This window comes from Sphingomonas sp. SphC10 (genome assembly GCF_057004845.1).
Map to the genome: position 1 here is coordinate 1,728,806 of NZ_CM168044.1, position 22,982 is coordinate 1,751,787.

Sequence of the window (22,982 nt, forward strand, 5' to 3'; positions counted from 1 at the left end):
ACGGGAAACCGAGCGCCTCCCCTCCCCCAACCCCCTCCCGCCTGCGGGAGGGGGCTTTGTCTGGCCGTGCGCTTGCACCCGCCCCTCCCCTCCCGCAGGCGGGAGGGGTCGGGGGAGGGCTTGGGTCTCCGACGCTTGCTCGGACACCAAACGTCACGCCAACACCCGTTGCCCAACGCCCCCCACCGCACTAACGCTGTCGCAAACATTACAAAGAGCAGGGCGACAGGGCTTGGAACTCCAGACAAACAGGCAAGTGGAAGCGGCAGTGCGCGGCGTGCTGGCCGATGTGCTGGGTCTGTCGGCCGAGCGCGTGGACGGTTTCGACGCGGACACGCCGCTGTTCGGTGCGCTGCCCGAGCTGGACTCGATGGCGGTCGCGGGCGTGCTGACCGAGTTGGAGGATCGCCTGGGCATCCTGATCGAGGATGACGAGGTCGACGGCGAGATGCTGGAGACGTTCGGCCAGCTGGTCGCCTTCGCGCAATCCAAGGCGGGCGCTTGATCGACTATTATGACTGGCCCGGCGGGCGCGAGGTGATATTGCGCTTCGGCCCGGCGCAGGGACCGGTCGTGCTGGTTGCATTGCCCTTCTGGGAGGAAGCGAACCGGACGCGCAGCGTGGCGGTCGCGATGCTTCGGCGGCTGGCCGATCATGGCATCGGCGGCGCGCTGCCCGACTGGCCGGGCACGGGCGAGAGCCTGATCCCCACCGAGAATGCCAGCATCCTGCAATGGCGCGACGCGCATCAGGCCGCGGCGGAGTCGCTGGGCGACCGGCCCTGTTACGCCGTGTCGATCCGGGGCGGCGCGCTGGTCGACGGGTTCGCGCTGCTGGCCGGGCGCTGGCACCTGACGCCGATGACCGGCGAAGCGGTGCTGCGCGACGTGATCCGGGTACGCGCGGCGGCGGGGCTGCGCGGCGACGAACATGGCGTGTTCGGCGCGGAGTCGCCGGTCCGGGTCGCGGGCAACCGGGTTTCCCCGCATTTCCTCGCCGGGCTGGCGGGGGCCGAACTCCACGACCAGCCGGGTGTGCCGCGCCGCGTCGTGCGGCTGGGCCATGACCGTGCCCCTGCGGACCGCGTGATCGATGCCGTGCCGCCCTGGCGTCGGGCCGAGCCGCAGGAAGACCCCGCACTCGCCGCCCTGCTGGCCGAGGATATCGCGCAGTGGATCGCGTCATGCGAAGGCTGATCTCCTTCCCCTGCGAGGGGGCGACGCTGATCGGCACGCTGGACGAAGCGGACCGCGACACCGGCCTGATGATCGTCTCCGGCGGCAACGAGCCGCGCATGGGCGCACACCGGGGCCAGGCGATGCTGGCGGCACGGATCGCGGCCCATGGCTATCCGGTATTCCGCTTCGACCGGCGCGGTGTCGGCGACAGCGAGGGTGCCAATGGCGGCTGGACATCGAGCGGCCCCGATATCGCTGCCGCCGTCGACGCCTTTGCCGATGCCGCGAACCTGAGCCGGATCGTCGGCTTCGGCAATTGCGATGCCGCCGCCGCGCTGGCGATGTTCGGCGCGGAGGCCGGGTTCGCCAAGGTCCTGCTCTCCAACCCGTGGTTGTCGGAGGAACCCGACGCGCTGCCCCCCGCCGCCGCGATCCGCCGCCATTATGCGAAGAAGCTGGTCAACCCGGCCGAATGGCTGCGGCTGGCGCGCGGTGCGGTCGATCTGGGCAAGCTGCGCCAAGGGCTGACCAAGATCGCCGCCGCCCCGTCACCCCTCGACGCAACGGCCGCACCGCTGATCAGCGCGATCCATGGCTGGGCCGAGGATGCGGCGATCATCGTGGCGCAGGGCGATGCGACCGGGGTCGCTTTCCGCGCCGCCGCACGCGGGCACGGCTTTGCCATCGAGACGCTGGCAACGGACTCGCACAGCTATGCCGATGCGATGGACGCGTTGGAAAAGGCGATCCTTGCCCATCTGGCGCGGGCCGGATCGGACGGAGCGACGCCTTTGTACGACGGGGACACGGAACTCGAAAATACAGATTAACGCGTTTTAAGATCAGGATTTTTCCGGAACGCCTCCCTGCCCCGCCCATTGGATGGGGCAAGGAGAGACGGTCCATGAACGAACGCCCTACCCCACCCCAGCCCGAACAACAGCAGGACATGCCCGGCCAGACCGAGGCGATGGACCCGCGCCCCGACCATGGCGAACATAGCTATGTCGGCCATGGCAAGCTGACCGACAAGAAGGCGATCATCACGGGCGCGGACAGCGGCATCGGCCGCGCGGTCGCCATCGCCTTTGCCCGCGAGGGCGCGGACGTCGTGATCTCGTACCTTTCCGAAGACGAAGACGCCGCCGAGACCCAGCGGCTGGTCGAACAGGCGGGCCGCAAGGCGCTGCTGATCCCCGGCGATGTCAGCGATCCGGCGCATTGCCGCACCATCGTCGAGCGTGCCGTCCAGACGTTCGGCCGCGTCGACATCCTGGTGAACAATGCCGCGCACCAGGCGAGCTTTCAGGCGGTCGAGGACATCAGCGACGAGGAGTGGGAAATCACCTTCGCCACCAACATCCATGCGATGTTCTATCTGGTGAAGGCCGCGCTGCCGCACATGGGCGAAGGCGCGTCGATCATCAACACGACCTCGATCAACGCCGACAAGCCCAACCAGCAGTTGCTTGCCTATGCGACGACCAAGGGCGCGATCCACAATTTTACCGCCGGGCTGGCCCAGATGCTCGCCGAGCGCAACATCCGGGTCAATGCGGTGGCACCAGGCCCGGTCTGGACCCCGCTGATCCCCTCCACCATGCCGCCCGAGGCGGTGAAGAGCTTCGGCGAGCAGACGCCGATGGGCCGCGCCGCGCAACCCGCCGAACTCGCGCCCCCTTACGTCCTGCTGGCGAGCGGCGAGGCCAGCTACATCAGCGGCGCGACCATCCCCGTGACCGGCGGCACCCCCTTCCTCTGATCCTCAACCCAAGGAGCGATGATCCATGGCTACCCTACCCAATGACGTCGTCGCGGCAGTGTTTGTCGCCGGGCTGAAGAACGCCCATGCCGTCGAGCATCAGGCGCTGGCGCTGATCGACCGGCAACTCGATCACCTGTCCAACTATCCGGATGTCGCCGATCACCTGCGGATGCATCGGGGCGAAACCGAACAGCAGATCGTCAGGCTGGAGGATATTCTCGACGGCTTCGACGAAAGCCGCTCGATGCTGAAGGACGCGGCGCTCAGCTTCTCGGGCAATATGGCAGCGCTGGGCCACACCTTCGCGCCCGACGAGATCCTGAAGAACAGCTTTGCGAACTTCGCCTTCGAGAATTTCGAGGCGGCCAGTTACAAGTCGCTCATCACCATCGCCGATGTCGGCGGCTTCGGCAGCGCCACGCCGCTGCTCACCCAGTCGCTGAACGAAGAACTGTCGATGGCGGCCTGGGTCGACGAGAACAACGCCGCGCTGACCCGCCGCTATCTCGAACGGCGCGCGGCGGGTGAAACCGCCAGCCACTGATTTCCCCCCATCACCGACCCAGCCCCATCTCCGACAAAGCGAGGCCGATCATGTATTATCACGACAAACGCCTGCAATATCCTGTCCGCTGTGAAAGCCCCGACCCCTTGTTCGCGCGTATGCTGCAACAGGCGATCGGCGGCGTGGAGGGCGAGATCCGCGTCTGCATGCAGTATTTCTTCCAGGCCTGGGGCAACCGTGCCCCGACGCCCAAGTACCGCGACATGCTGCTACATACCGCTACCGAGGAGATCGGGCATATCGAGATGCTGGCGACCGCCGTCGCGCTCAATCTCGACAAGGCGCCCGCCTCGCTTCAGGAAGAGGGTGCGGCGGACGGCATCGTCGGCGCGGTCATGGGCGGCGGCAATGCCCGCCACGCGATCGAGGGAACGCTGCACAAGCATATCCTGTCGACCGGACTGGCGGCACATCCATCGGACTCGGACGGCGTGCCGTTCAACATGAGCCACATCTATGCCAGCGGGAACATTGCCGCCGACATGTATTGCAATGTCGCCGCCGAAAGCACCGGCCGCGTGCTGGCGACCCGCCTCTACAATGCCGCGCATGATCAGGGCATGAAGGACATGCTCCACTTCATGATCGCGCGCGACACCATGCACCAGGAGCAATGGCTGGCCGTGATCGAGGAACTGGGCGAACAGGCGTCGCTACCCATCCCCAACTCCTTCCCGCAAGCGAAGGAAAGCCAGGATCACAATTACGACTTCTTCGTCACCTCGGTCGACGGCACCTATCCCGAGGGCCGCTGGACCCAGGGACCGAGCGTCGACGGCAGGGGCGAGTTCACCGTGTTCCGCAACGAACCGATGGGCGAAGAGCCGGTGCTCGGCCCCGCCCGTCCCGACAGCGGCGCCCAGGCCGAACAGATCGGCGAGCGGCCGGTCGCGTAGGCCAGTACATTCCTCCCCTTGCAGGGGAGGAATAGAAGACCGCCCCGAACCGTCCGGTCCGGGGCGGTTTTCGCGTCAGGCCCCGACCGGTATCGTCTTGCCCGTCGTGCGGTCCAATGCCCGTGCGGTCAGCACGTCGAGCGCGGTGGCAAAGGCCACGAACCCGATCGCACCCCAGACCGCCTTCTCGCGCGGCGAACGACGCGCGGACACCGCCAGCGTCCCCAGATCGAGCAGATCGCCCATCACCCGGTTCCACACCCGCGCCGAATGGGCAGGCGCCTGGACCAGCCCGACCCCGGCGACGATCTCGCGCACGCCATAGGCTTTGACGGCTCCCGCCCCTCCCGGCACCGACAAACGCTCGGCGATGCGGCGGGAGGCAAGCAGTTCGGCGGCTCCCAAGGCGAGCGAGAAAAGGCCAAGGCCCAGGCTGACGGATTTGGCGTTCATGATGGTTCCTTCATCGCTGTCATGCGTCAAAGGCCAACGTGAACACGCCAGTGGCGGTCCATAAATCCATCCAGATCAATCAGTTGCCGACACCGATACAGCAGGGCGGAACCGCTTTGCCCGCGAAATCCGGCACTTGCCTGCGCATTGCCACTCGGCCAGTCTGGTGCGATGATCCTCCCGCTTCTGCTCGCCGCCGCCGCGACGCCCGCCGCCGCTCCCTCCCCCGCCCGGCTGAAGGCCGATGTCGAAGCCCTGGTCGGCTTCGGCACGCGCCACACCGCCTCCACCACCACCGATCCCAAGCGTGGCATCGGCGCGGCGCGCGACTGGGCGGCCAGGCAGTTCGAGACGATCGGCCAGGGCTGTAACGGCTGCATCACCGTGGAGCGGATCAATCGCCGCTTTACCGGCCCGCGCGCGCCGAACGGCGTGATGGTCGAGGATGTGCTGGGCATCCAGCGCGGGCGCGACCCGAACCGTGTGGTCATCGTCGGTGCGCATATCGACAGCCGCGTGACCGATGTGATGGACGCGACCTCGGACGCGCCGGGCGCCAATGACGACGCCTCGGGCGTGGCGCTGGTGCTGGAAGCCGCGCGCCATCTGTCCAAGCAGCAGTTCGACGCGACCATCGTCTATGCGGTCTTCTCGGGCGAGGAACAGGGGCTGTGGGGCGCAACGCTGCTCGCCGACACGGCCAAGGCGCGCAACTGGCGCGTCTCGGCGATGCTTAACAATGACATCGTCGGCAACACGCTCGGCCAGGGCGGCGTGCGCGAGGCGCGCTGGGTCCGCGTCTTTTCCGAGGGCATTCGCGCCTCCGAAGACCTGCCGCAGCAGATTCAGCGGCGCGGCAATGGCGGCGAGGATGACGGCCCCAGCCGCGCGCTGGCCAAGGCGATCGACGGGGTGGCCGACAAGCTGGGAGGCCTCGACGTGTTCCTCGACCGGCGGCCCGACCGTTTCGGGCGCGGCGGCGATCACGAACCGTTCCTGAAGCTCGGCTATCCCGCCGTCCGCTTCTCGGTCGCCAACGAGGATTGGGACGCGCAGCACCAGGACCTGCGCAAGGAAGGGGCGGTCGCGTTCGGCGACACCATCGACAAGATGGACTTCCCCTATCTGGCGAAGGTGACCGCCATCAACATCGCCACGCTGGGCCGTCTGGCTGCCGCTCCGGCCGCGCCGGACAAGGTGACGATCAGCGGCGCGCTATCCCGCGATACACAGGTCGAATGGGCGGCGGTGCCCGGCGCGGTGCGTTACCGCGTCCACTGGCGGCGCAACGATACCGCCCAGTGGAGCGAGTCGCGCGACGTGACCGAGACGAAGACGGTGCTGACCCAAGTGCCGGTCGACGACCATTTCGTCGGCGTCTCGGCAGTGGCGGCGGACGGCGCGGAGAGCCTCGTCACCTTTGGCGGCCGCTGAACGGCGATCGGCTAAAATATGAAAAGGATGCCGCCCCGCGGGAGAGTCGGAGCGGCATCCCGTTTTCCAGCCCGGCGTCTCTCGGGCTGAAATCCCCCCTGGGGGAAGGCGTCAGCGACGGACCAGCGTGCTGCGAACGCGCGCGCGTCGCGGGGCAGAACGCACCACTTCGGTCGTGGTGGTGGTCGTCGTGGTAATGACAGGAGCGCCCTGTACCACAATTGTGGTAGCCGTGGGAGCCGGATAATAATAACCGTCCGCATAATAACCCGCCTGCGGAGAGGGCAGCATACCCGTCGTGCCCACCGTGGTCGTGGTGGTGACGGTCGTGCCGTCCCGCGTCACCACGCGCCGTCCCATGGCGGGCGGCGGCGGGGGCGGCGCATACGGGTCCTGATAGCTGTAATCGTCATAGCCCGGCTCCATGCGGCGCCCATGATCCTCGGCCCGGTCGATGGCATAGCCCGCCGCCGCACCGACGCCCGCACCGATCAGCGTGCCGCCCAGGCGATTTCCGCGCCCGGCGATCAGATTGCCCGCCACGCCGCCCGCAGCCGCCCCGATCGCGGCGCCACCCAGCCCGTTATCGCGCCGAACGGGAGGCGGCGGGGGCGCATAGGGTCCGCCTGCATAGTCAGGCATCCCGTCCCAATTCACGCCATACACGCTGTCATAGACCGACCCGCGCTGGTCGATCAGGATCGCATCGTCATAATAACGCGACCAGCGATAGCCGACCGGCGGCTGCGGCAAGGTATAGACCGCCCAATCCTCCACCCCAAAGCGTCGATCGGTCCAATAGGAGGGCACGGTCATGCCACGCACCGGGCGGCGATAGGCGGGCCAGCCGCCGGGCGCGTTGGCCCCGCCCCACCAGCGTCCGCCGACCCGGCTGCCCCAGCGATTTCCCCGCGCGAGCGGTACGCCCACCGAGTCGGTCCGAACGACCGGCGCTGGCTCACGCATCGGCGCGGGCGGCCGCTCGGGGGCGAAACCGGGACGCGGGTAGCTTGCCCCCGCCTGTGCCGAGGCGGGCACGCTGGCGACCATGGAAAGGGTCAGGAGGATCAGGCGCGACGAGCTTCGCATGGCAAAAATATTCCCCTGTTCAATACGGCGACGCCCCCCTCAACGCCGAAATCGAAACAAGGTTTGATATCAGCGCCCTGCCCCCATCGATAGCGGCGCCGAAAGTCCCGAAACGGGTCAGTCTGCCATCGCCGCGAGACGCGGGGCGAGCAGCGCCATCAGCGCCTCGCACCCTGCCTGATCCTCTTCGTCGAATCGGCCGGGCTCGGGGCTGTCCAGGTCGAGCACGCCGATCACCGTGCCGTCGAGCAGGACCGGCACGACCAGCTCGGACCGGCTGGCGGCGTCACAGGCGATATGGCCGGGGAAAGCATGGACATCGGCCACGCGCTGCGTCCGCGCTTCCGCGACGGCCGTGCCGCACACGCCCTTGCCGACCGGAATGCGGATGCACGCCGCCTTGCCCTGAAACGGCCCGAGCACCAGCTCGCCACCGACCATGCGGTAGAACCCGGCCCAGTTGAGATCGGGCAGATATTGCCAGATGAGCGAAGCGGCATTGGCCATGTTGGCGACCGCATCCCCCTCCCCGGCGGTCAACGCGTCGAGCGCGGCGTGGAGGTCCCGGTAAAGCTCCGCCTTGGATCCGGCGGCGATGTCGAACTGGTACATGGTGCGGGATGTAGGACGGTCCGACCTCCGCGTCATCCCCGCGCGATCACTTTCGATTCAGGGTGAAGACAGCTCCTCTCCCCTCCCCTTCGGGGGGAGGGGAGAGGACCGATCAGAGCGCCAGATCGGGATGCCGGTTCGGGCTGACCCGCGTGGCTTCGGGGCGCGGTGCTTCCGTGGTCGAGGGTGCGCTGACCGGCGGCGGGGCGAGTGCGAGTTGCAGCGTCTCGGCGGTCGCCGCCCATTCATGCGCCAGCAGATCGCGATCCTCGTTCAGCGCGGTGCCATAGCTGGGCACGATCTCGCGGATCTTGGCCTGCCAGGCCGGGGTCGCAAGGCGATCGGGGAAGACCTTCTTGAGCAGGTTGAGCATGATCGACGGTGCCGTCGAAGCGCCCGGCGACGCGCCCAGTAGCGCCGCGATCGAGCCGTCTTTCGACGCGACGATTTCGGTGCCCAGCTTCAGCACGCCGCCCTTTTCGGGATCGCGCTTGATGATCTGCACCCGCTGCCCGGCCTGCCACAGCCGCCAGTCGCCGTCCTTGGCGTTGGGGAGATATTCCCGCAGCGCGTTCATCCGGTCTTCCTGGCTCATCATCAGCTGACCCGCCAGATATTCGACCAGCGAGAACTCGTCCCAGCCGACCGACAGCATCGGGCGGAAATTGTCGAGCGTCACCGACTTGGGCAGGTCGAAATAGGACCCTTCCTTCAGGAACTTGGTCGAGAAGGTGGCGAAGGGGCCGAACAACAGCACCTGCTTGCCGTTCAGATAGCGGGTGTCGAGATGCGGCACCGACATGGGCGGCGATCCGGTCGAGGCCTTGCCATAGACCTTCGCCATGTGGCGTTTGGTGATGGCGGGGTTCTCGGTGACCAGGAACGATCCGCCGACCGGGAAACCGGCATAGTCGTCGCCCTCGGGAATGCCCGACTTCTGGAGTATGGGGAGCGCGCCGCCGCCCGCGCCCGCAAAGACGAAGCGTGCGGTGATGATGCGCTTTTCGTCGGTCTTGCGATCGCGCGCGGTCACGCGCCAGCTGCCATCGGCATTGCGCTCGAGCGAGCGGACCTCATGGCCGGTGGTCAGCGTCACGCCCGGCTGCCCCTGAAGCGCGCGGATATATTGGCGCGTCACCTCACCCCATTCGCAATCGGTGCCCAGCACCGATCGGGTTGCCGCGATCTTCTGCCCCGCCTTGCGCCCCTCGATCATCAGCGGCACCCACTGGGCGATCTGGCGCGGATCGGTGGTGAACTCCATGCCCGAGAAAAGCGGGCTGGCGAGCAGCGCGGCATGACGCTTCTGGAGGAAGGCGACATTCTCGTCCCCCCACACCAGGTTCATGTGCGGGGTCGAGTTGATGAAGCTGCGCGGGTTCTTCAGCACGCCGGTACGCAGCTGGTGGCTGAGGAACTGGCGCGTGACCTGGAACTGCTCGTTGATCTCGATCGCCTTCTTGATCTCGACCTTGCCGTCCGCTTCGTTGACCGGCGTATAGTTCAGCTCGCAAAGCGCCGAGTGGCCGGTGCCCGCATTGTTCCAGCCGTTGGAGCTTTCCTCTGCCACCTTGTCCAGACGCTCGACCATCTCGATGGTCCAGCTAGGCTCCAGTTCGCGCAGGAGTACGCCCAGCGTCGCGCTCATGATGCCGCCGCCGATCAGCAGGACGTCGACCTTCTGCTCCGAACCTGCCGCTTCCGCCGCAAAGGGCGCAACCGCCGCCGTAGTCGCGGCCAGCGCGGAGCCCATCATCGCGCGCCGGGAAATGCCGGTCTGCGGGGCTGCTTCGGAAGCGCGCGTCCGGCCGCGCTGGTTTCGATCGTCACTCTGCATGTTCGACGCCTTCTCGATAGGGCTCATCCGTGCTGTCGGCGATCCATGGTCGCGACGAACGGCATGGCCACGATGTCCAAATTCGGGCGCCCCCTTCCGCCAGCCGCGATCGCGCGAGCGGAAAAGCGGCCGCAACCGGCCTTCCGATCCTCATCCTAACGTTCGATTTCATGTACCTGTCACACCGCATAGCCGAGTCTTGCGAGCTGTCCATGTCGGGTCATTTCCCCGCTCACCGGCTTTGTCGGCGCAATCGGAAGGACAGTCGTGGTGCATTGATACCGGTTTATCAATAATGCATCTCAATATATTCAGAGCCGTCAGGATCGTGCTGTTTTCCGCTCACCCCTTCGGACGATTGTTCCGCAAACCGCTCAAAATGCCATAAGTAGCCCGCTTGCACGGCCTGTCATATTGTCCTACAAATCTGCCCAGAAAAATTTCAGGAGAGGGCGTGCCCGCCGTGCCATCAGACGTGACGCCCGCCTATATCGCGATCGATTGGGGTACGACCAACCGGCGCTGCTATGTCATCGCTGCCGACGGCACGATGCTAGACACGGTGCGGGACGATCGCGGCGTGCTGGCGATGAAGGCGGAGGATTATCCGGCTGAGATCGCCGCGATCCGCGCGCGTTTCGGCGAACTGCCGATCATCGCGGCGGGCATGGTGGGTTCGACACGCGGCTGGCGCGAGGCGGCCTATGTCCCCGCCCCCGCCGATCTCGCCAGCCTGGCGCGGGCCGCGACTCGGATCGAGGAAGCGGATGTCACCATCGTCCCCGGCGTCTCGCTGCTGACCGAAACGCGGGCCGACGTCATGCGCGGCGAAGAGGTGCAGATTCTGGGTGCCGTCGCGGCGGGCGTCGCTCCTGCCGATGCGCTGTTCGCGCAGCCCGGCACGCACAACAAATGGGTGCATGTCGCAGGGAGCCGGATCACCGACTTCGCCACCACCATGACCGGCGAGTTGTTCGCACTGGTCAAGGGGCATGGCATCCTGGCCGGGATGCTCGACGGTCCGGTCGCGGACGGCCCGGCCTTTCGCGACGGCCTGGCGCGCGGCAGCGGTGCCTGCGACCTGACCGCGGCGCTGTTCGGCGTGCGGGCCTCGGTGCTGCTCGGCCGGATCGCGGCGGAGGACGCGGCGGCCTATGCCAGCGGGCTGCTCATCGGCAGCGACATCGGCGCGGTGCCCGATATCGAGGGCGGCATCGTCCATCTCTTGTCGAGCGGCCTGCTCGCCGACCTCTACACCATCGGGATCGAGGCGCGCGGCGGCACCGTCGTCGCGCTCGATAGCCATGCCGGTTTCCTTGCCGGACTTCACGCCATTCGGGAGCATTTGTCATGACCGACCCCGCCCAGAGTTTCGCCAAGGCCTTCGCCGCCTGCCCGCTGGTCGCCATCCTGCGCGGCCTGACGCCGGACGAGGCGATCCCGGTCGCCGACGCGCTGGTCGAGGCGGGCTTCACCCTGATCGAAGTGCCGCTCAACTCGCCCCAACCCTATGACAGTATCGCGGCGATCGCAGCGCATGTCGGCGACAAGGCGATCGTCGGCGCAGGGACCGTGCTGACCACCCAACAGGTCGACCGGGTCAAGGCGGCGGGCGGAACCCTGATCGTCTCGCCCAACACCGATGTCGAGGTGATCGCGCATAGCGTCGCGCAAGGGCTGATCTCGCTCCCCGGCTATTTCACCCCGTCCGAGGCATTCGCCGCCTTGAAGGCCGGTGCGCATGGCCTGAAGCTGTTTCCGGCCGAGGGTGCCTCGCCCACCTTCCTCAAGGCGCAGCGCGCCGTCCTGCCGCGCGACGTCGCGGTGCTGGCGGTCGGCGGCATCACCCCCGACAACATGGCCGAATGGCGCGCGCACGGCGCGGACGGGTTCGGCCTGGGCTCCAACCTTTATCGCGCGGGCAAGCCGGCGGCGGATGTCGCCGTGTCGGCGCGCGCTTATGTCGAAAAGGCACGCTGATACCGATGACCGACACGATCCGTCTCGCCCTGGTCGGCATGGGCAAGATCGCCCATGACCAGCATGTCCCCGCCATCGCCGGCAACCCGGCCTTCGAACTGGTCGCGACCGTCAGCCGCTCGCCGGGCGGCGTCGAAGGCGTGCCGCATTTCCACGACATCGCAGAACTCGCGCAAAGCGATGTGAAGGTCGATGCGGTGGCGCTGTGCACCCCGCCCCAGGTCCGCCACGCCATCGCCGCCGCCGCGCTGGCGAACAACTGGCACGTCTTCCTGGAAAAGCCGCCGGGCGCGACGCTGGCCGAAGTGGCGGTGCTGGAGGAACTGGCGGCGAAGGCCAACCTCACCCTGTTCGCCAGCTGGCACTCGCGTTACGCGCTGGGCGTCGAGCCCGCGCGCGAATGGCTGTCGGCTCGCAAGGTGACGTCGGCCGCGATCACCTGGCGCGAGGATGTCCGCCAATGGCATCCGGGCCAGGCCTGGATCTGGGAAGCGGGCGGCTTCGGCGTGTTCGATCCGGGCATCAACGCGCTGTCGATCGCGACGCATATCATGCCGCAGCCCTTCTTCATCGAGCGCGCGACGCTGGATTTCCCCGCCAATCGCGACGCGCCGATCGCCGCCGACGTCGCCTTCCGCACCACGGACGGCACGCCGGTCACGCTCGACCTCGACTGGCGGCAGGAAGGCCATCAGAGCTGGGACATCGTGGTCGAGACGACCGACGGTACGCTCAAGTTGGCCGAGGGCGGCGCGGTGCTGACCCTGCCCGACGGCTCGACCCCGCATCAGGAAGAGGGGCTGCACGGCGAATATCCGGGGCTGTACGCGCGCTTCGCCGAACTGGTGCAGGGCGGCCGCTCGGATGTGGACATCGCCCCGCTGCGCCACGTCGCCGACGCCTTCATGCGCGGCAAGCGGCGTGAGGTGGAAGACTTCGTGGAGTGACCCGGGTTTAGGCCAGTCCCTTGCACTTCGACTTCGCTCAGTGCGAACGGCGGTGGTGGATTGATCCCAACCTCCGTTCAGCCTGAGCGAAGTCGAAGGCCACATGAACGCTTTGCAAAAAATAAGGCCGGTTGTCCGTCAGGACGACCGGCCTTTTCAGTTCAGGGGTTGGCGAGGTGCCGAAACACCTCGCCGGAGGAAGGTCAGAAGGTGATCGTCGTGCCGATCGCGAGCTGGCGGCCCAGCGCGTCGTAACGCTGCGGCGCGGTGTTCGAGCGCGACAGGGCGACCTGGTACGAGTTCGGAATGATCGGCGGCGTCTTGTCGAACAGGTTGTTCGCGATGATCCGGAAAGCGAACTTGCGCGCGATGTTCCAGGTCAGCGCGAGGTCGAAGAAGCTCTGCGGTGCGATGCGGGCGAAGCTGTTCTGGAACCGCTCCGGCGTGCCGCCGATATCCGCATTGCCCGAATTGTTCGCGGTGGTCAGCGAGCCGGTATAGCGCCAGTTGAACGAGGCATTGAACGTCCGGTCCGGCGTCGTCCAGGTGGTGCGCAGCGTGTGCGCCCATTTCGGAACCAGCTGCCCGCACGAGATGCCGTTCGAGAAATAACCGGCGCAGTTATACTGGCTGCGCAGCGGCGAGTCCTGACCACCGGCCAGCGTCGACAGCGAGCCGTTGAAGCCCCAGTCCAGGCGGCCCGCGCCGTTCAGGTCCAGCGAATACTGGCCCTGGAAGTCCCAGCCATTGGCGAGCGTACGGTAATAGTTGGTCGTGCCCTGCCGCACGAAGCCGGTCGAGGGATTGCCCGCCGGTGCATTGCCGATCGAACCCGTCACCGGATCGCGGACGATGCCGTTGCAGAAGAACGGGTCGCCGTTCGACGCCAGACAGCCCTGCAGATAATAATCCGCGCCGTTATAGCCCAGCGAGTTGACGATCCGCACCTGATAGCGGTCGACCGAGAAGACCAGGCCCGGAATGAAGCTGGGCTTCACGACGAGGCCATAGGTCAGGGTATAGGCGGTTTCGGGATCGGCGGTGAATCCGCCCGAACGCGTCGTGCACCCCTCGGTCGGGCAAAGCAGCGAGGCGCTGCCATACAGATTGTCGGCCAGACCGGTCTTGCTGCACAGCTCGCGCGAGGCGAGCGGCGTGGTCGTCACGGTGCCATCGGGCAAGGTGCGCGATACGGGGGCGCAGAAGTCGGCGAGGGTCGTGTTGCGGCCGAAATTGACCTGGGTCGCCTGGCGGATCTCGATCACCGTCGGCGCGCGCTGCGCCTTGTTGTACGAGGCGCGGAAGGTGATGTCGGCAACCGGCGCGTACAGACCTTCGATCTTCCAGGTCGAGAAGCTCTTGGGATTGGAGCTGTACTTCGAGACGCGGAAGCCGCCATTGGTCTGCAACAGATGGGCGAACGGCTTGTTCTGGATCAGCGGCGCCTGAAGCTCGATATTCGACTCCCAGACGTCCTGCGACAGACGGGCGTCCTGATCGCCGAACTGGTCGACAAAGCCCGCATCGGCGGTTGAGATCAGCCGGTCCTTGCGATATTCGGTGCCCAGCGACACGGCCAGGCCATCCTCGGCCCAGGGGCTCTTGATGCCATAGGTGGTCAGGTCGCCGTTCACGACCGCGATCGCGTCGAACAGCTGGGTGATCGTCCGCCGCTGGCCGGTGGCACCGCTGGAGAACAGATAGTTGGTCAGCGCATTGCTGCCCGACCCCGCACGGAACGCGTCGAAGGGGACGCAGGACGGGTCGGTGCCGTTGACCACCGAGCGACAGGTCGGGGTGCCGTTGACGTTGACGACGTCGAGCGCCCGGTTGACCCGGTCGTTCTGCGACGTCGGGCCGAGATACCAATCCTGCTGGTTGCGGGCATAGACGCCGCCCACATCATAGGACCAGGCCTCGCCGATCTTGCCCCGGACGCCGCCGGTCGCACGGAAGCCCATATTGACGAATCGGTCCGCCTGGGCGGGCTGTCCGTCGAAGCGATAGCGCACGTCGAGCGGCACATAGCCGGTCGTGCCGGTGCAGCCCAGCGCACCCGCCTGCCCTGCCGACAGGAAGGGGTTGTCGCAATTCACCTGATAGGGCGTGGTGCCCGCCACGGTGTAGGAATAGACCCGGCGCGGCGTCGGGTTCTCGGAGGTGTCGCGGAACCAGATGCCGTCGCCATAGATCTCGACCTCGGGCGCGATCTTCAGGTTGACGAAGCCGCCCGCCGTGTAGCGCTCATTGGCACGCTGGAAGGACACGTCGTCATAGGGGTTGGCGGCATTGCCCGCCCCCGGGCCCCAGGGCACGAAGCTGCGCGTGCCATCGGGATTGTTCACATATTGCGCGTTGGCGTTGGGGCCAGAGGTGGGCGAGACGAAGCCGCTGCGTGAATAGGTGGACAACGGCGAGCAGGACAGCGCCGAGTCCTTGGTCAGCTGCGCGACCGGGCAGGCGGCGTAGGAGCGCGCGCCGTTCTGGACCAGGTCGGCCTGGCGATAGTTGAAGAAGCCCGAGACGTTCAGCCGGTCGCCGAGCAGCTTCTTGCCCGCCGTCACCGTGATGTCGGAACGCCCGCCGTCATTGGTCAGCCCGCGCGGGCTGCCGAACCCGGCCGCGCTGGCGATCGGGGTGACGATGTTGCTGGTGTTGTTGTGGTTGTAGAAATTATAGTTGCCGTCGAGGCGAAGCCCCTCGAAATCCTTGCGTAGGACGAAGTTGACGACGCCCGCGATCGCGTCCGAGCCATAGACCGACGACGCGCCGCCCGACAGCACGTCGACACGCTCCAGCAGGCTGGCCGGGATGATGCCCGTGTCCTGGCCGTTCTGGGTGCCCAGACGCTTGCCGTCGACCAGTACCAGCGTCCGCTCGAAGCCCAGGCTGCGCAGCTTGATCCGCTGACGACCGTCCGAGTCCGCATAGTTGGACTGCGCGTCGGGGGCGACCTGCGGCAGGCGGTTCAGCACTTCCTCGACGTTCAGCGGGGCCTGGGCCTGGATATCCTGGCGCGTGACCGAGGTGATCGGCGCGGCGGAGGCGAGATTGGGGCGGACGATGCGCGTGCCGGTGACGACGACCTCGCCGCCGCTCGACGCCTGCGGCGTACCGCTGATCGCGGCGGAGCGGGTCTGCGCGGCGTTGGCGCTGATCGAGGCGTCGGTATTATCGTCCTGGGTGGTGCCGTCCTGCGCGGCGGTCGATCCGACCTGCTGCGCGGCGGCGGGTGCGACGAGCATCAGGGAGGCGGCGGAAAGCGCCAACCACGATGCGGACTGCTGGATTCTCATGAGGTCTCCCCTTCATCCCGGCCGATGGGATGCCGGGTAGAAGGAAAGGACAATGTTTTTGGCCCATAGGGTCAATACCTAATGCATACCTATGCATCACCCATCGCTACATTCATGGGCCGGTGTCACCAGAAAGACACAATTTAAAACGATTTCAATGTCTTGGGTTAAGCTCCAGAAATGTTTCGACACAGTGCCGAGATATATTTGCTGAGACGGATCAACGCTCTCTACCATTGATTCGGTCAAGTGGTTCCATATCGGTTGCCCCACCCCTTGCGGCTTTGGCTTTCCCCCCGCAGTATCCGCCTCGAGAAGAGGGTCGAGACGACCCGTCGGGGATGGAGCATATCATGCAGGACGAACGACGCGCTTTTCTGGGCGGGATCGCCTCGTTGGCGGGAATCGGGGCCGGGATCGGGGCGGGGCTCGCCGCGCCGGTACGCGCGCTGGCCAAGACGACGGCGACGGCAGGCACCGGGTCCGATGCCGTCATCGTGTCGACCTGGGACTTCGGCGCCCCCGCCAATGACGCCGCCTTCGCCAAGGGGCGCAGCGGCGGATCGCTGATCGATATGGTCGAGGCAGGCGTGATGGTGCCGGAGGCCGACCCGAACAACCATTCGGTCGGCTATAGCGGCTATCCCGATCGCGACGGGCATGTCACGCTCGACGCGGTCATCATGGACGATGCAGGCGGCGTCGGCGCGGTCGCCGCGCTGGAGGATACGGTCCACGCCATCTCGGTCGCGCGCGCGGTGATGGAACATACCCCCCACACCTTCCTGGTCGGTGAAGGCGCGACGCGCTTCGCCCGCGACCGGGGCTTTCCGCGCGTCAACCTGCTGACCCCGGAAGCGGAAAAGGCGTGGCGCGACTGGCTGAAGACGCAGAATTACAAGCCCGTCGCCAATAGCGAGACCGGCACATACGGCGCGGGGCGACCCGGCACGCCGGGCGGTGCGCTGGACCATGACACGATCGGGATGCTCGCGCGCGATGCCAGTGGGCGGATGGCGGGCGCCTGCACCACGTCCGGAATGGCGTTCAAGATGCGCGGCCGCGTCGGGGACTCGCCGCAGGTCGGCTCGGGCCTCTATGTCGAGCGCGGCGTGGGCGGTGCGACCTCCACCGGGCTGGGCGAGGAAGTCACCCGCACCGTCGGCACCGCGCGCGTCGTCGCCTCGATGCGCCACGGCATGAGCCCGCAGGCGGCATGCGAGGAAGCCGCCAGGCATATCGCCTCGCTGCGCGGCGATGCGATCAAGGGCGTGCAGGTCGGCTTCCTGGCGATGGATACGCGCGGGCGGATCGGGGCCTTCTGTCTGTTGCCGGGCTTTACCTATGCGGTGACGGATGCGGCCGGAAAGACGCGGGTGGAAAAGGCCCCTTCGCTGTTCAAGGCCTGAGCAATCCTCCCCGGCACGGGGAGGTGGCAGCGCAGAGCGCTGACGGAGGGGGGCTTCCGCAAGGGATGGTCTTTGCCGCACGCCCCCTCCACCACCGCTTCGCGGTGTAGGGACGAGATTGTGCCCCCAGCACAATCTTGCCTTGCCGGGGGCAAGGCAAAGTCCCCACACCCCCTCCCCGTGCCGGGGAGGATCAGTTGGCCTCACCCCCATCGGCGATCAGCGCGTTCAGATCGCGCAGCGCCTTGACCAGCCCCAACCCGCGCGGCCCCGCGATATAGCGCGGCGCCCATTCCGGCTGGAACTTCTCCTTATAGGCCCGCAGGCCCCGGAAGCCGTAGAAGCGCTCGCCATGCCGGAACACCAAGGCCGCGATCTTCGCCCAGGTCGGTCCCAGCCGCCGCCCGTCCACACCCGATAGCGGCGCCAGACCCAACGCGAAGCGGCCATAGCCTTGCTGCCGCCCCCACAGCATCAGCTCGACGAACAGATAGTCCATCACCCCGCCGGGGGCGTCCTCGACATGGCGCATCAGGTCGACCGACAGCTCGCGCCGATCCCCGGACTTCCAGATATTGGCAAAGGCGACGATCCGCCCCTCGACCCGCACCACCGCACAATCGGTCAGGGCCAGATAGGCTGGATCGAACCGCCCCAGGCTGAACCCCTTTTCGCCATGCCCCTTTTCCAGCAGCCAGTCGTCGGACACGGCCTTCAGTTCGGGAAGGATCGTTGCCACGTCGGCGGCGGGCAGGATCGCGAAGCTGGCGTTCTCGCGCGTGCGGAACCTGTTGAGCGTCTGGCGAAGACCGCGCATCCGCCCGCCCTCCAGCGCGAAGGTCGAAAGATCGATCAGCGCCTCTTCGCCATATTTGATGATCTGCAACCCCATCTCGATCGCGATCTCCAGGCCGTCGGGGGTGATCTGATAGAGGAGCAGCCTGCCTTGCGCCGCGTCCGCCATCGTCCGCAACTGCCACAACAGATCGGCCCAGGCGGCACGCGGGCCGACGGGATCGCCCATCGCGATCCAGCTGGTGCCACGCACTTGATACATCACAAAGGCATCGCCCTCGGGCGAGAACAGGAAGCGCTTGTCGCCCAGCAGCGCCAGCGCAGCGTCGGTCCGCTCGGCCTGTTTGACCACGCTGAGCACCTGCTCCATCGCCGGATGGTCCGTCTCGCCCGGCGGGGCCGCCAGGAACAGCCGCCACAGCCCGGCTCCTGCCAGCATCACCGCCACGCCCAGCCCCGCGCGCAGGAAACGCGACGCGTCGTCCGACAGCGCGAACCGCCACCAGAGCGCTTCCTGATAATCGACATGCTTATAGGCGAAGAAGCCGATCCACCCGGTTCCGACGATCACCACCGCGACGCTGAGCAGCCAGGCGGGCGACAGCGGCCGCGCGACCAGCGACGTGCGCCGGTAAAAGGCCTTGCGGCTCATCTGGAGGAGGAGCGCGATGCTCAGGCAGACCGCCGCTTCCTCATAATCGATACCCTTGGCCAGCGAGAAGACGGCCCCCGCGACCAGCAGCGCGCGGGCCGCCAGGCTTGCCCCGTCGAGCCGCCGGTAGAGCCCCGGCGCCAGCAGCAACAGGCCGGTGCCGACCAGGCTCGCGGCGAAGTGCGATGCCTCGATAAAGGGCAGCGGTACGATATGGACGAGCTGGTGCACGCGCTGCGGAATGGCGGGCAGCGACCCCGACAGCAGCAGGATCGCCCCGCCGCCGAAACAGGCCGCGCTCAACACGGTCGGCGCGATGCCCAGCAGCACCCGGCGAAGATCGCGCAGCGCCCGGATCGGCCGCCGCCGCACTTCGTCCCAGGCCAGCAGCGCAATACCCAACGCCAGCGGGGCGAGGTAGTAAAGGACGCGATAGGCGATCAGCGCGGCGAAGAGTGCGGTCCGGTCGGCCGGCACCGTCGCCAGCACCACCGCTTCGAACACGCCGATACCACCCGGCACATGGCTGACCAGCGCGACGATGATCGCCAGCGCATAGGCGAGCAGGAAGGCGGGCAGCAGGTCGATCGACGCACCCGGCAGCAGCACGAACAGCGCCGAGCTGGCACAGGCGAGGTCCAGCGAGGCGATCCCGATCTGCGCCACGGCTTGCGCAGGCGTGGGCAGCGGCACGCTCCACGCGCGCCAGCCGATCCGCTGCCCGGGCCGCAGCGCGCACAGCAGGATCAGGCCCAGCGCCCCCGCCACCACCGCACCGCCCAGCCAGCGGACGACGCCTTGGCCCAATACGAAATGCTCGACGGTGAGCGGCCCCTCATGGAACAACAGCCCGAACCCGGTGACGGTAAACACCCCGAACCAGAAGGTCGCGCTGGCGATGGCGATGACCCGCGCGATGTCCGGCCCATCCAGCCCGGCCGCGGCATAGACGCGGTAGCGCGCCGATCCGCCGGTCAGCAGCCCCAGCCCCAGATTGTGGCTGAGCGTATAGCTGGTGAAGGACGCCACCGCCGCCGTCCGCCAGCGCAAAGGCCGCCCGATGACGCGCAGCGCGATCACGTCGTAGAAGGTCAGCGCGATATAGCTTGCGACGGTGAAGCCGACCGACACCATGATCTGGTGCGGGTCGATCGCGTAGAAAGCGGCGCGGACGTCGCTCAGCCGAACCGTCCGGGTCAAATGATGCAGCGCCGACAGGCCGAGCGCGACGAGCAGCAGGACCGCACCCGCCGCCAGATAACCGCGCCGCGCCTTGGCATAGGCAAGGACCCGGTCGACCATCGACGCCAGCTTGGAATGCGTCGTCACCGGGCCGCCCATCTCGCGATCGTCATGATCCGACCGCCTGTCATATCCGCCCCACTCGCGTCCATCTCACTTGCTTTTCGGCCCCCAGATACCCCGGCCGGACAGCGGCATAGAAGCGTTGCCGCCCCCGCCGCCTTACGGGGCCATGACAAGTTCGTCATCCACTCATCCCGCCCTTCATGACAGAAGCGTCATGCTTCGCCCACCCTTCCCTCAGGTGGTGTGGAGTAGGACGGTGACGTGAACGCATCGCCTTTCTCCGTCGCGAAAACAGGGCTGGCCCTCCCCGTGCCGGGGCGGCGCGTGCGCGATCGGGGGCCGCGATGAAAAGCCTGCGGATCGTCGGCTGGAGCGCGGGGATGGCGGCGCTGATCGGCGGAGCGGCCTTTGCGCTGCTGGTCGGGCATATGCCGCTTCATGCCGGGCCGCACCGTCCCTCGACGCTGTACGGCGCGACCTTCGCACCCGTCGCGGAGGGGCGACCCGGCCTGGTCGTTACCAGCCTGCGCAGCGATGTCGACGACGATGCCGCCGCTTTGGTCAAGCCGCCGCTGCATGTCGGCGACATGGTCCTGTCGGTCGACGGCCATCCGGCCACGTCCTTCGCCATGTTGCGCGACGAGGCCGCGCTGGCCAGCGACACGCCCATGCGTCTTCAGGTCGCGCGCGACCATGGCCTCCTCACGATCACGCTGCTAAGGAGCGGCTCGGGAGGACAGCGTGGCCAACAGGATTTTGCTGATCGAAGATGACCGCTCGACGGCGGATTACATCGCCAACGGCTTGCGGGAAGAGGGTTTTCTGATCGACCATGCGGCCAATGGCCGCGACGGCCTGTTCCATGCGACCGACGGCACCTATGACTGCATCATTCTCGACCGGATGCTGCCCGGCATGGACGGCATGTCGGTGCTGGCCGCGATCCGTGCGGCGGGGATCGTATCGCCGGTCCTGATCCTGTCGGCCCTGTCCTCGCCCGAGGACCGGGTGGCGGGCCTGACCTCCGGCTCGGACGACTACCTCACCAAGCCCTTCGTTTTCGCCGAGTTGCTGGCGCGCGTCCGCCTGCTGATCCGGCGCGGCGGGACCACCGGCAATGCGCCCCAGACCAAGCTGGTGTGCGACGACCTGGAGATGGACCTGCTTGCCCACCGCGTCCGTCGCGCGGGCAAGCCGATCGACCTGCAACCGCGCGAATATCGGCTGCTCGAATATCTGCTCCAGCATGTCGACCAGGTCGTGACCCGCACCATGTTGCTGGAGGGGGTGTGGGATTTCCATTTCGACCCCAACACCAACGTCACCGACGTGCATATCAGCCGGTTGCGCAAGAAGATCGACGAAGGCTTTGCCCGCCCGCTGCTCCATACGGTACGCGGGTCGGGCTATAAGCTGGGGGTCGAGAAATAGCACCGGCGGTCCTCCGCTCGACCACGCTGCGGTTCGCGCTGCTGGTCTTCGCGCTGCAACTGATCGGTGCGGGCGCGATGGTGGTCATGGTCCGCCACCTGACCCGCAGCGAGATCACGGCGCAGGCCGAGGATGCCGCCAGCGACCTGCGCGACGAACTGGCGGGCATGTGGCTGTCGGGCGGGCAAAAGGCCGTGCGCGCAGCGGTCGACCGGCGGCTGACCACGGACCGGCTGCCCTTGTCGGTCATCCTGCTGACCGATGCGCAGGGGCGCTTCGTGGCGGGCAACATCGCCGAATGGCCGCCCAACGTTCCTGCGCCGGGTGCCGCGACGATCGAAATCTTCCGCATCGGCCATTCGCTGCCCGAACGGATGCGGGTGATGGCGACCCGCCTGCCCGATGGTTCGCGGATGCTGGCGGGCCATGTCGTCGAGAGCGAGTTGCGCGTCGCGCTGGCGATGGAAGAGGCGATGGCGGTCGGCATGGCGGCGGCGATCGTGCTGGCCGCCCTCGCCGCCTGGATCGCCGCGCGGATGATCGAGCGGCGGCTGGAGGATACGGTCGCCACCGCCCATGCGGTCGCCGCCGGGGACCTGTCGCGCCGTGTCGCGCCCAATGGCGGCGACGATGCGTTCGACGCGCTGGCGCTGGCGGTCAATGCCATGCTCGACCGGATCGCGCTGCTGATGACCGAACTGAAGGTCGCGACCGACGGGCTGGCGCATGACTTGCGCTCGCCGCTGACCCGGTTGCGCGCGACGCTGGACCGCGCACTGGCCGAAAGCCGGGACGAGAATGCGCGGGTCGCGGTCGGTCGCGCGCTGGAGGAAGGCGACCGGCTGCTCGCCATGCTGGATACCGCACTGCGCATCAGCCGGGCCGAGGCGGGGCTGGGCCGCGACGCCTTTGTCGAGGCCGATCTGGGCGCCATGATCCGCGACGTGGCCGACATGTTCGAGCCGCTGGCCGAGGATCGCGGCATGACCATCCGGGCCGAGGGGCCGGAAATGCTGGTGGCGCGCGTGCACCGCGAACTGCTGGGTCAGGCGATCGCCAATCTGATCGACAATGCGCTGAAATATGGCGCGGGCGAGGTGGTCGTCCGGGTCGAGCCGGGGCCGGTGCTGATCGTCGCCGATGACGGCCCGGGTATCCCCGAAGACCGCCGGGACGAGGCGTTGAAGCGGTTCGGGCGGCTGGACGCGGCGCGAACCGAGAGCGGCGCGGGCCTGGGCCTGTCGCTGGCCAGTGCCGTGGCGCATCTGCATGGCGGCAGCGTGGCGCTGGAGGATAACGCGCCGGGGTTGCGGGTGAGGTTGACGCTGGGCTGA

At 67.3% G+C, this 22,982-nt stretch carries 20 protein-coding genes; 14 read left to right on the plus strand and 6 right to left on the minus strand.

The features are described from left to right. Window positions 1-232: 232 nt before the first annotated feature. The 6 genes from ACWKSV_RS07735 (at window position 233) to ACWKSV_RS07760 (ending at window position 4,405) form a co-directional block, all read left to right on the plus strand. The gene (locus tag ACWKSV_RS07735; RefSeq protein WP_076716875.1) at window positions 233-505 is read left to right on the plus strand and encodes an acyl carrier protein; all 273 of its coding nucleotides are present in this window, start codon (window positions 233-235) and stop codon (window positions 503-505) included. Then, window positions 502-1,197 (plus strand): alpha/beta hydrolase family protein, encoded by a 696-nt coding sequence (locus tag ACWKSV_RS07740; RefSeq protein ID WP_076716877.1) that lies wholly within the window; start codon window positions 502-504, stop codon window positions 1,195-1,197. Before ACWKSV_RS07735 ends, ACWKSV_RS07740 begins: the two co-directional genes overlap by 4 nt. Beyond that, window positions 1,185-2,009 carry a hydrolase 1, exosortase A system-associated gene (locus ACWKSV_RS07745; RefSeq protein WP_076716879.1) on the plus strand — a complete coding sequence of 275 codons (825 nt, stop codon included), beginning with the start codon at window positions 1,185-1,187 and terminating at the stop codon, window positions 2,007-2,009. Before ACWKSV_RS07740 ends, ACWKSV_RS07745 begins: the two co-directional genes overlap by 13 nt. A gap of 74 nt (window positions 2,010-2,083) precedes the next feature. Next, window positions 2,084-2,941 carry an SDR family oxidoreductase gene (locus ACWKSV_RS07750; RefSeq protein WP_076716881.1) on the plus strand — a complete coding sequence of 286 codons (858 nt, stop codon included), beginning with the start codon at window positions 2,084-2,086 and terminating at the stop codon, window positions 2,939-2,941. A 25-nt stretch (window positions 2,942-2,966) separates the two neighbouring features. Then, entirely contained in the window at window positions 2,967-3,488 is a 522-nt protein-coding gene (locus ACWKSV_RS07755; protein WP_076716882.1) for a ferritin-like domain-containing protein, read from the plus strand. Between the two features lie 50 nt (window positions 3,489-3,538). Further along, window positions 3,539-4,405: a manganese catalase family protein gene (locus tag ACWKSV_RS07760; protein WP_056434064.1), complete on the plus strand. Its 867-nt coding sequence runs from the start codon at window positions 3,539-3,541 to the stop codon at window positions 4,403-4,405. Between the two features lie 75 nt (window positions 4,406-4,480). On the opposite strand, the gene ACWKSV_RS07765 is transcribed toward ACWKSV_RS07760, so the two are convergent. Further along, window positions 4,481-4,858 carry a hypothetical protein gene (locus ACWKSV_RS07765; protein WP_056434545.1) on the minus strand — a complete coding sequence of 126 codons (378 nt, stop codon included), beginning with the start codon at window positions 4,856-4,858 and terminating at the stop codon, window positions 4,481-4,483. Window positions 4,859-5,029: 171 nt separating this feature from the next. Between ACWKSV_RS07765 and ACWKSV_RS07770 the strand changes: the two genes are divergently transcribed. Next, a complete protein-coding gene (locus ACWKSV_RS07770) occupies window positions 5,030-6,292 on the plus strand; it encodes a M20/M25/M40 family metallo-hydrolase (protein WP_076716884.1) in 1,263 nt (420 codons plus the stop codon). A gap of 111 nt (window positions 6,293-6,403) precedes the next feature. On the opposite strand, the gene ACWKSV_RS07775 is transcribed toward ACWKSV_RS07770, so the two are convergent. From ACWKSV_RS07775 to mqo, 3 genes are all read right to left on the minus strand, one after another. After that, the gene (locus tag ACWKSV_RS07775) at window positions 6,404-7,381 is read right to left on the minus strand and encodes an RcnB family protein (RefSeq protein ID WP_191864842.1); all 978 of its coding nucleotides are present in this window, start codon (window positions 7,379-7,381) and stop codon (window positions 6,404-6,406) included. Window positions 7,382-7,498: 117 nt separating this feature from the next. Further along, window positions 7,499-7,993, minus strand: coding sequence for a GAF domain-containing protein (locus ACWKSV_RS07780; RefSeq protein WP_056434070.1), 495 nt, complete (start codon window positions 7,991-7,993; stop codon window positions 7,499-7,501). Window positions 7,994-8,105: 112 nt separating this feature from the next. Then, a complete protein-coding gene (gene mqo, locus ACWKSV_RS07785; protein WP_076716887.1) occupies window positions 8,106-9,857 on the minus strand; it encodes a malate dehydrogenase (quinone) in 1,752 nt (583 codons plus the stop codon). Between the two features lie 436 nt (window positions 9,858-10,293). Here mqo and ACWKSV_RS07790 point away from each other — a divergent pair, with 436 nt between their 5' ends. From ACWKSV_RS07790 to ACWKSV_RS07800, 3 genes are read left to right on the plus strand one after another with little or no spacing between them, the layout of a single operon-like run. Beyond that, window positions 10,294-11,184 (plus strand): 2-dehydro-3-deoxygalactonokinase, encoded by an 891-nt coding sequence (locus ACWKSV_RS07790; protein WP_076718284.1) that lies wholly within the window; start codon window positions 10,294-10,296, stop codon window positions 11,182-11,184. Continuing rightward, window positions 11,181-11,810 (plus strand): 2-dehydro-3-deoxy-6-phosphogalactonate aldolase, encoded by a 630-nt coding sequence (locus ACWKSV_RS07795; RefSeq protein ID WP_076716888.1) that lies wholly within the window; start codon window positions 11,181-11,183, stop codon window positions 11,808-11,810. Before ACWKSV_RS07790 ends, ACWKSV_RS07795 begins: the two co-directional genes overlap by 4 nt. A gap of 5 nt (window positions 11,811-11,815) precedes the next feature. Next, a complete protein-coding gene (locus tag ACWKSV_RS07800; protein ID WP_076716890.1) occupies window positions 11,816-12,757 on the plus strand; it encodes a Gfo/Idh/MocA family protein in 942 nt (313 codons plus the stop codon). Between the two features lie 203 nt (window positions 12,758-12,960). Here the strand turns inward: ACWKSV_RS07800 and ACWKSV_RS07805 are convergent, their stop codons facing one another. Further along, a complete protein-coding gene (locus tag ACWKSV_RS07805) occupies window positions 12,961-16,053 on the minus strand; it encodes a TonB-dependent receptor plug domain-containing protein (protein WP_083706681.1) in 3,093 nt (1,030 codons plus the stop codon). Between the two features lie 353 nt (window positions 16,054-16,406). On the opposite strand from ACWKSV_RS07805, the gene ACWKSV_RS07810 reads away from it, so the two are divergent. Beyond that, window positions 16,407-17,462: a glycosylasparaginase gene (locus tag ACWKSV_RS07810; RefSeq protein WP_076718286.1), complete on the plus strand. Its 1,056-nt coding sequence runs from the start codon at window positions 16,407-16,409 to the stop codon at window positions 17,460-17,462. A gap of 193 nt (window positions 17,463-17,655) precedes the next feature. Here the strand turns inward: ACWKSV_RS07810 and mprF are convergent, their stop codons facing one another. Further along, window positions 17,656-20,211, minus strand: a complete 2,556-nt coding sequence (gene mprF / locus ACWKSV_RS07815) for a bifunctional lysylphosphatidylglycerol flippase/synthetase MprF (protein WP_083706789.1) — start codon at window positions 20,209-20,211, stop codon at window positions 17,656-17,658. 350 nt (window positions 20,212-20,561) lie between these two features. Here mprF and ACWKSV_RS07820 point away from each other — a divergent pair, with 350 nt between their 5' ends. The 3 genes from ACWKSV_RS07820 (at window position 20,562) to ACWKSV_RS07830 (ending at window position 22,982) form a co-directional block, all read left to right on the plus strand. Beyond that, window positions 20,562-20,990: a PDZ domain-containing protein gene (locus ACWKSV_RS07820; protein ID WP_056434084.1), complete on the plus strand. Its 429-nt coding sequence runs from the start codon at window positions 20,562-20,564 to the stop codon at window positions 20,988-20,990. Next, entirely contained in the window at window positions 20,959-21,648 is a 690-nt protein-coding gene (locus ACWKSV_RS07825) for a winged helix-turn-helix domain-containing protein (protein ID WP_076716894.1), read from the plus strand. Before ACWKSV_RS07820 ends, ACWKSV_RS07825 begins: the two co-directional genes overlap by 32 nt. 86 nt (window positions 21,649-21,734) lie before the next feature. Then, on the plus strand, window positions 21,735-22,982 hold the full coding sequence (locus ACWKSV_RS07830) for a sensor histidine kinase (protein ID WP_240456406.1): 1,248 nt from the start codon (window positions 21,735-21,737) through the stop codon (window positions 22,980-22,982).

What these genes read in the sequence shown, in the direction of transcription:
- ACWKSV_RS07745 (WP_076716879.1), top strand. Translation starts at nt 1,185, where the DNA reads ATGCGAAGGCTGATCTCCTTCCCCTGCGAGGGGGCGACGCTGATCGGC.
- ACWKSV_RS07750 (WP_076716881.1), top strand. Translation starts at nt 2,084, where the DNA reads ATGAACGAACGCCCTACCCCACCCCAGCCCGAACAACAGCAGGACATG.
- ACWKSV_RS07755 (WP_076716882.1), top strand. Translation starts at nt 2,967, where the DNA reads ATGGCTACCCTACCCAATGACGTCGTCGCGGCAGTGTTTGTCGCCGGG.
- ACWKSV_RS07760 (WP_056434064.1), top strand. Translation starts at nt 3,539, where the DNA reads ATGTATTATCACGACAAACGCCTGCAATATCCTGTCCGCTGTGAAAGC.
- ACWKSV_RS07765 (WP_056434545.1), bottom strand. Translation starts at nt 4,858, where the DNA reads ATGAACGCCAAATCCGTCAGCCTGGGCCTTGGCCTTTTCTCGCTCGCC.
- ACWKSV_RS07770 (WP_076716884.1), top strand. Translation starts at nt 5,030, where the DNA reads ATGATCCTCCCGCTTCTGCTCGCCGCCGCCGCGACGCCCGCCGCCGCT.
- ACWKSV_RS07775 (WP_191864842.1), bottom strand. Translation starts at nt 7,381, where the DNA reads ATGCGAAGCTCGTCGCGCCTGATCCTCCTGACCCTTTCCATGGTCGCC.
- ACWKSV_RS07780 (WP_056434070.1), bottom strand. Translation starts at nt 7,993, where the DNA reads ATGTACCAGTTCGACATCGCCGCCGGATCCAAGGCGGAGCTTTACCGG.
- mqo (WP_076716887.1), bottom strand. Translation starts at nt 9,857, where the DNA reads ATGAGCCCTATCGAGAAGGCGTCGAACATGCAGAGTGACGATCGAAAC.
- ACWKSV_RS07795 (WP_076716888.1), top strand. Translation starts at nt 11,181, where the DNA reads ATGACCGACCCCGCCCAGAGTTTCGCCAAGGCCTTCGCCGCCTGCCCG.
- ACWKSV_RS07800 (WP_076716890.1), top strand. Translation starts at nt 11,816, where the DNA reads ATGACCGACACGATCCGTCTCGCCCTGGTCGGCATGGGCAAGATCGCC.
- ACWKSV_RS07805 (WP_083706681.1), bottom strand. Translation starts at nt 16,053, where the DNA reads ATGAGAATCCAGCAGTCCGCATCGTGGTTGGCGCTTTCCGCCGCCTCC.
- ACWKSV_RS07810 (WP_076718286.1), top strand. Translation starts at nt 16,407, where the DNA reads ATGCAGGACGAACGACGCGCTTTTCTGGGCGGGATCGCCTCGTTGGCG.
- mprF (WP_083706789.1), bottom strand. Translation starts at nt 20,211, where the DNA reads ATGGTCGACCGGGTCCTTGCCTATGCCAAGGCGCGGCGCGGTTATCTG.
- ACWKSV_RS07820 (WP_056434084.1), top strand. Translation starts at nt 20,562, where the DNA reads ATGAAAAGCCTGCGGATCGTCGGCTGGAGCGCGGGGATGGCGGCGCTG.
- ACWKSV_RS07830 (WP_240456406.1), top strand. Translation starts at nt 21,735, where the DNA reads ATGGTCCGCCACCTGACCCGCAGCGAGATCACGGCGCAGGCCGAGGAT.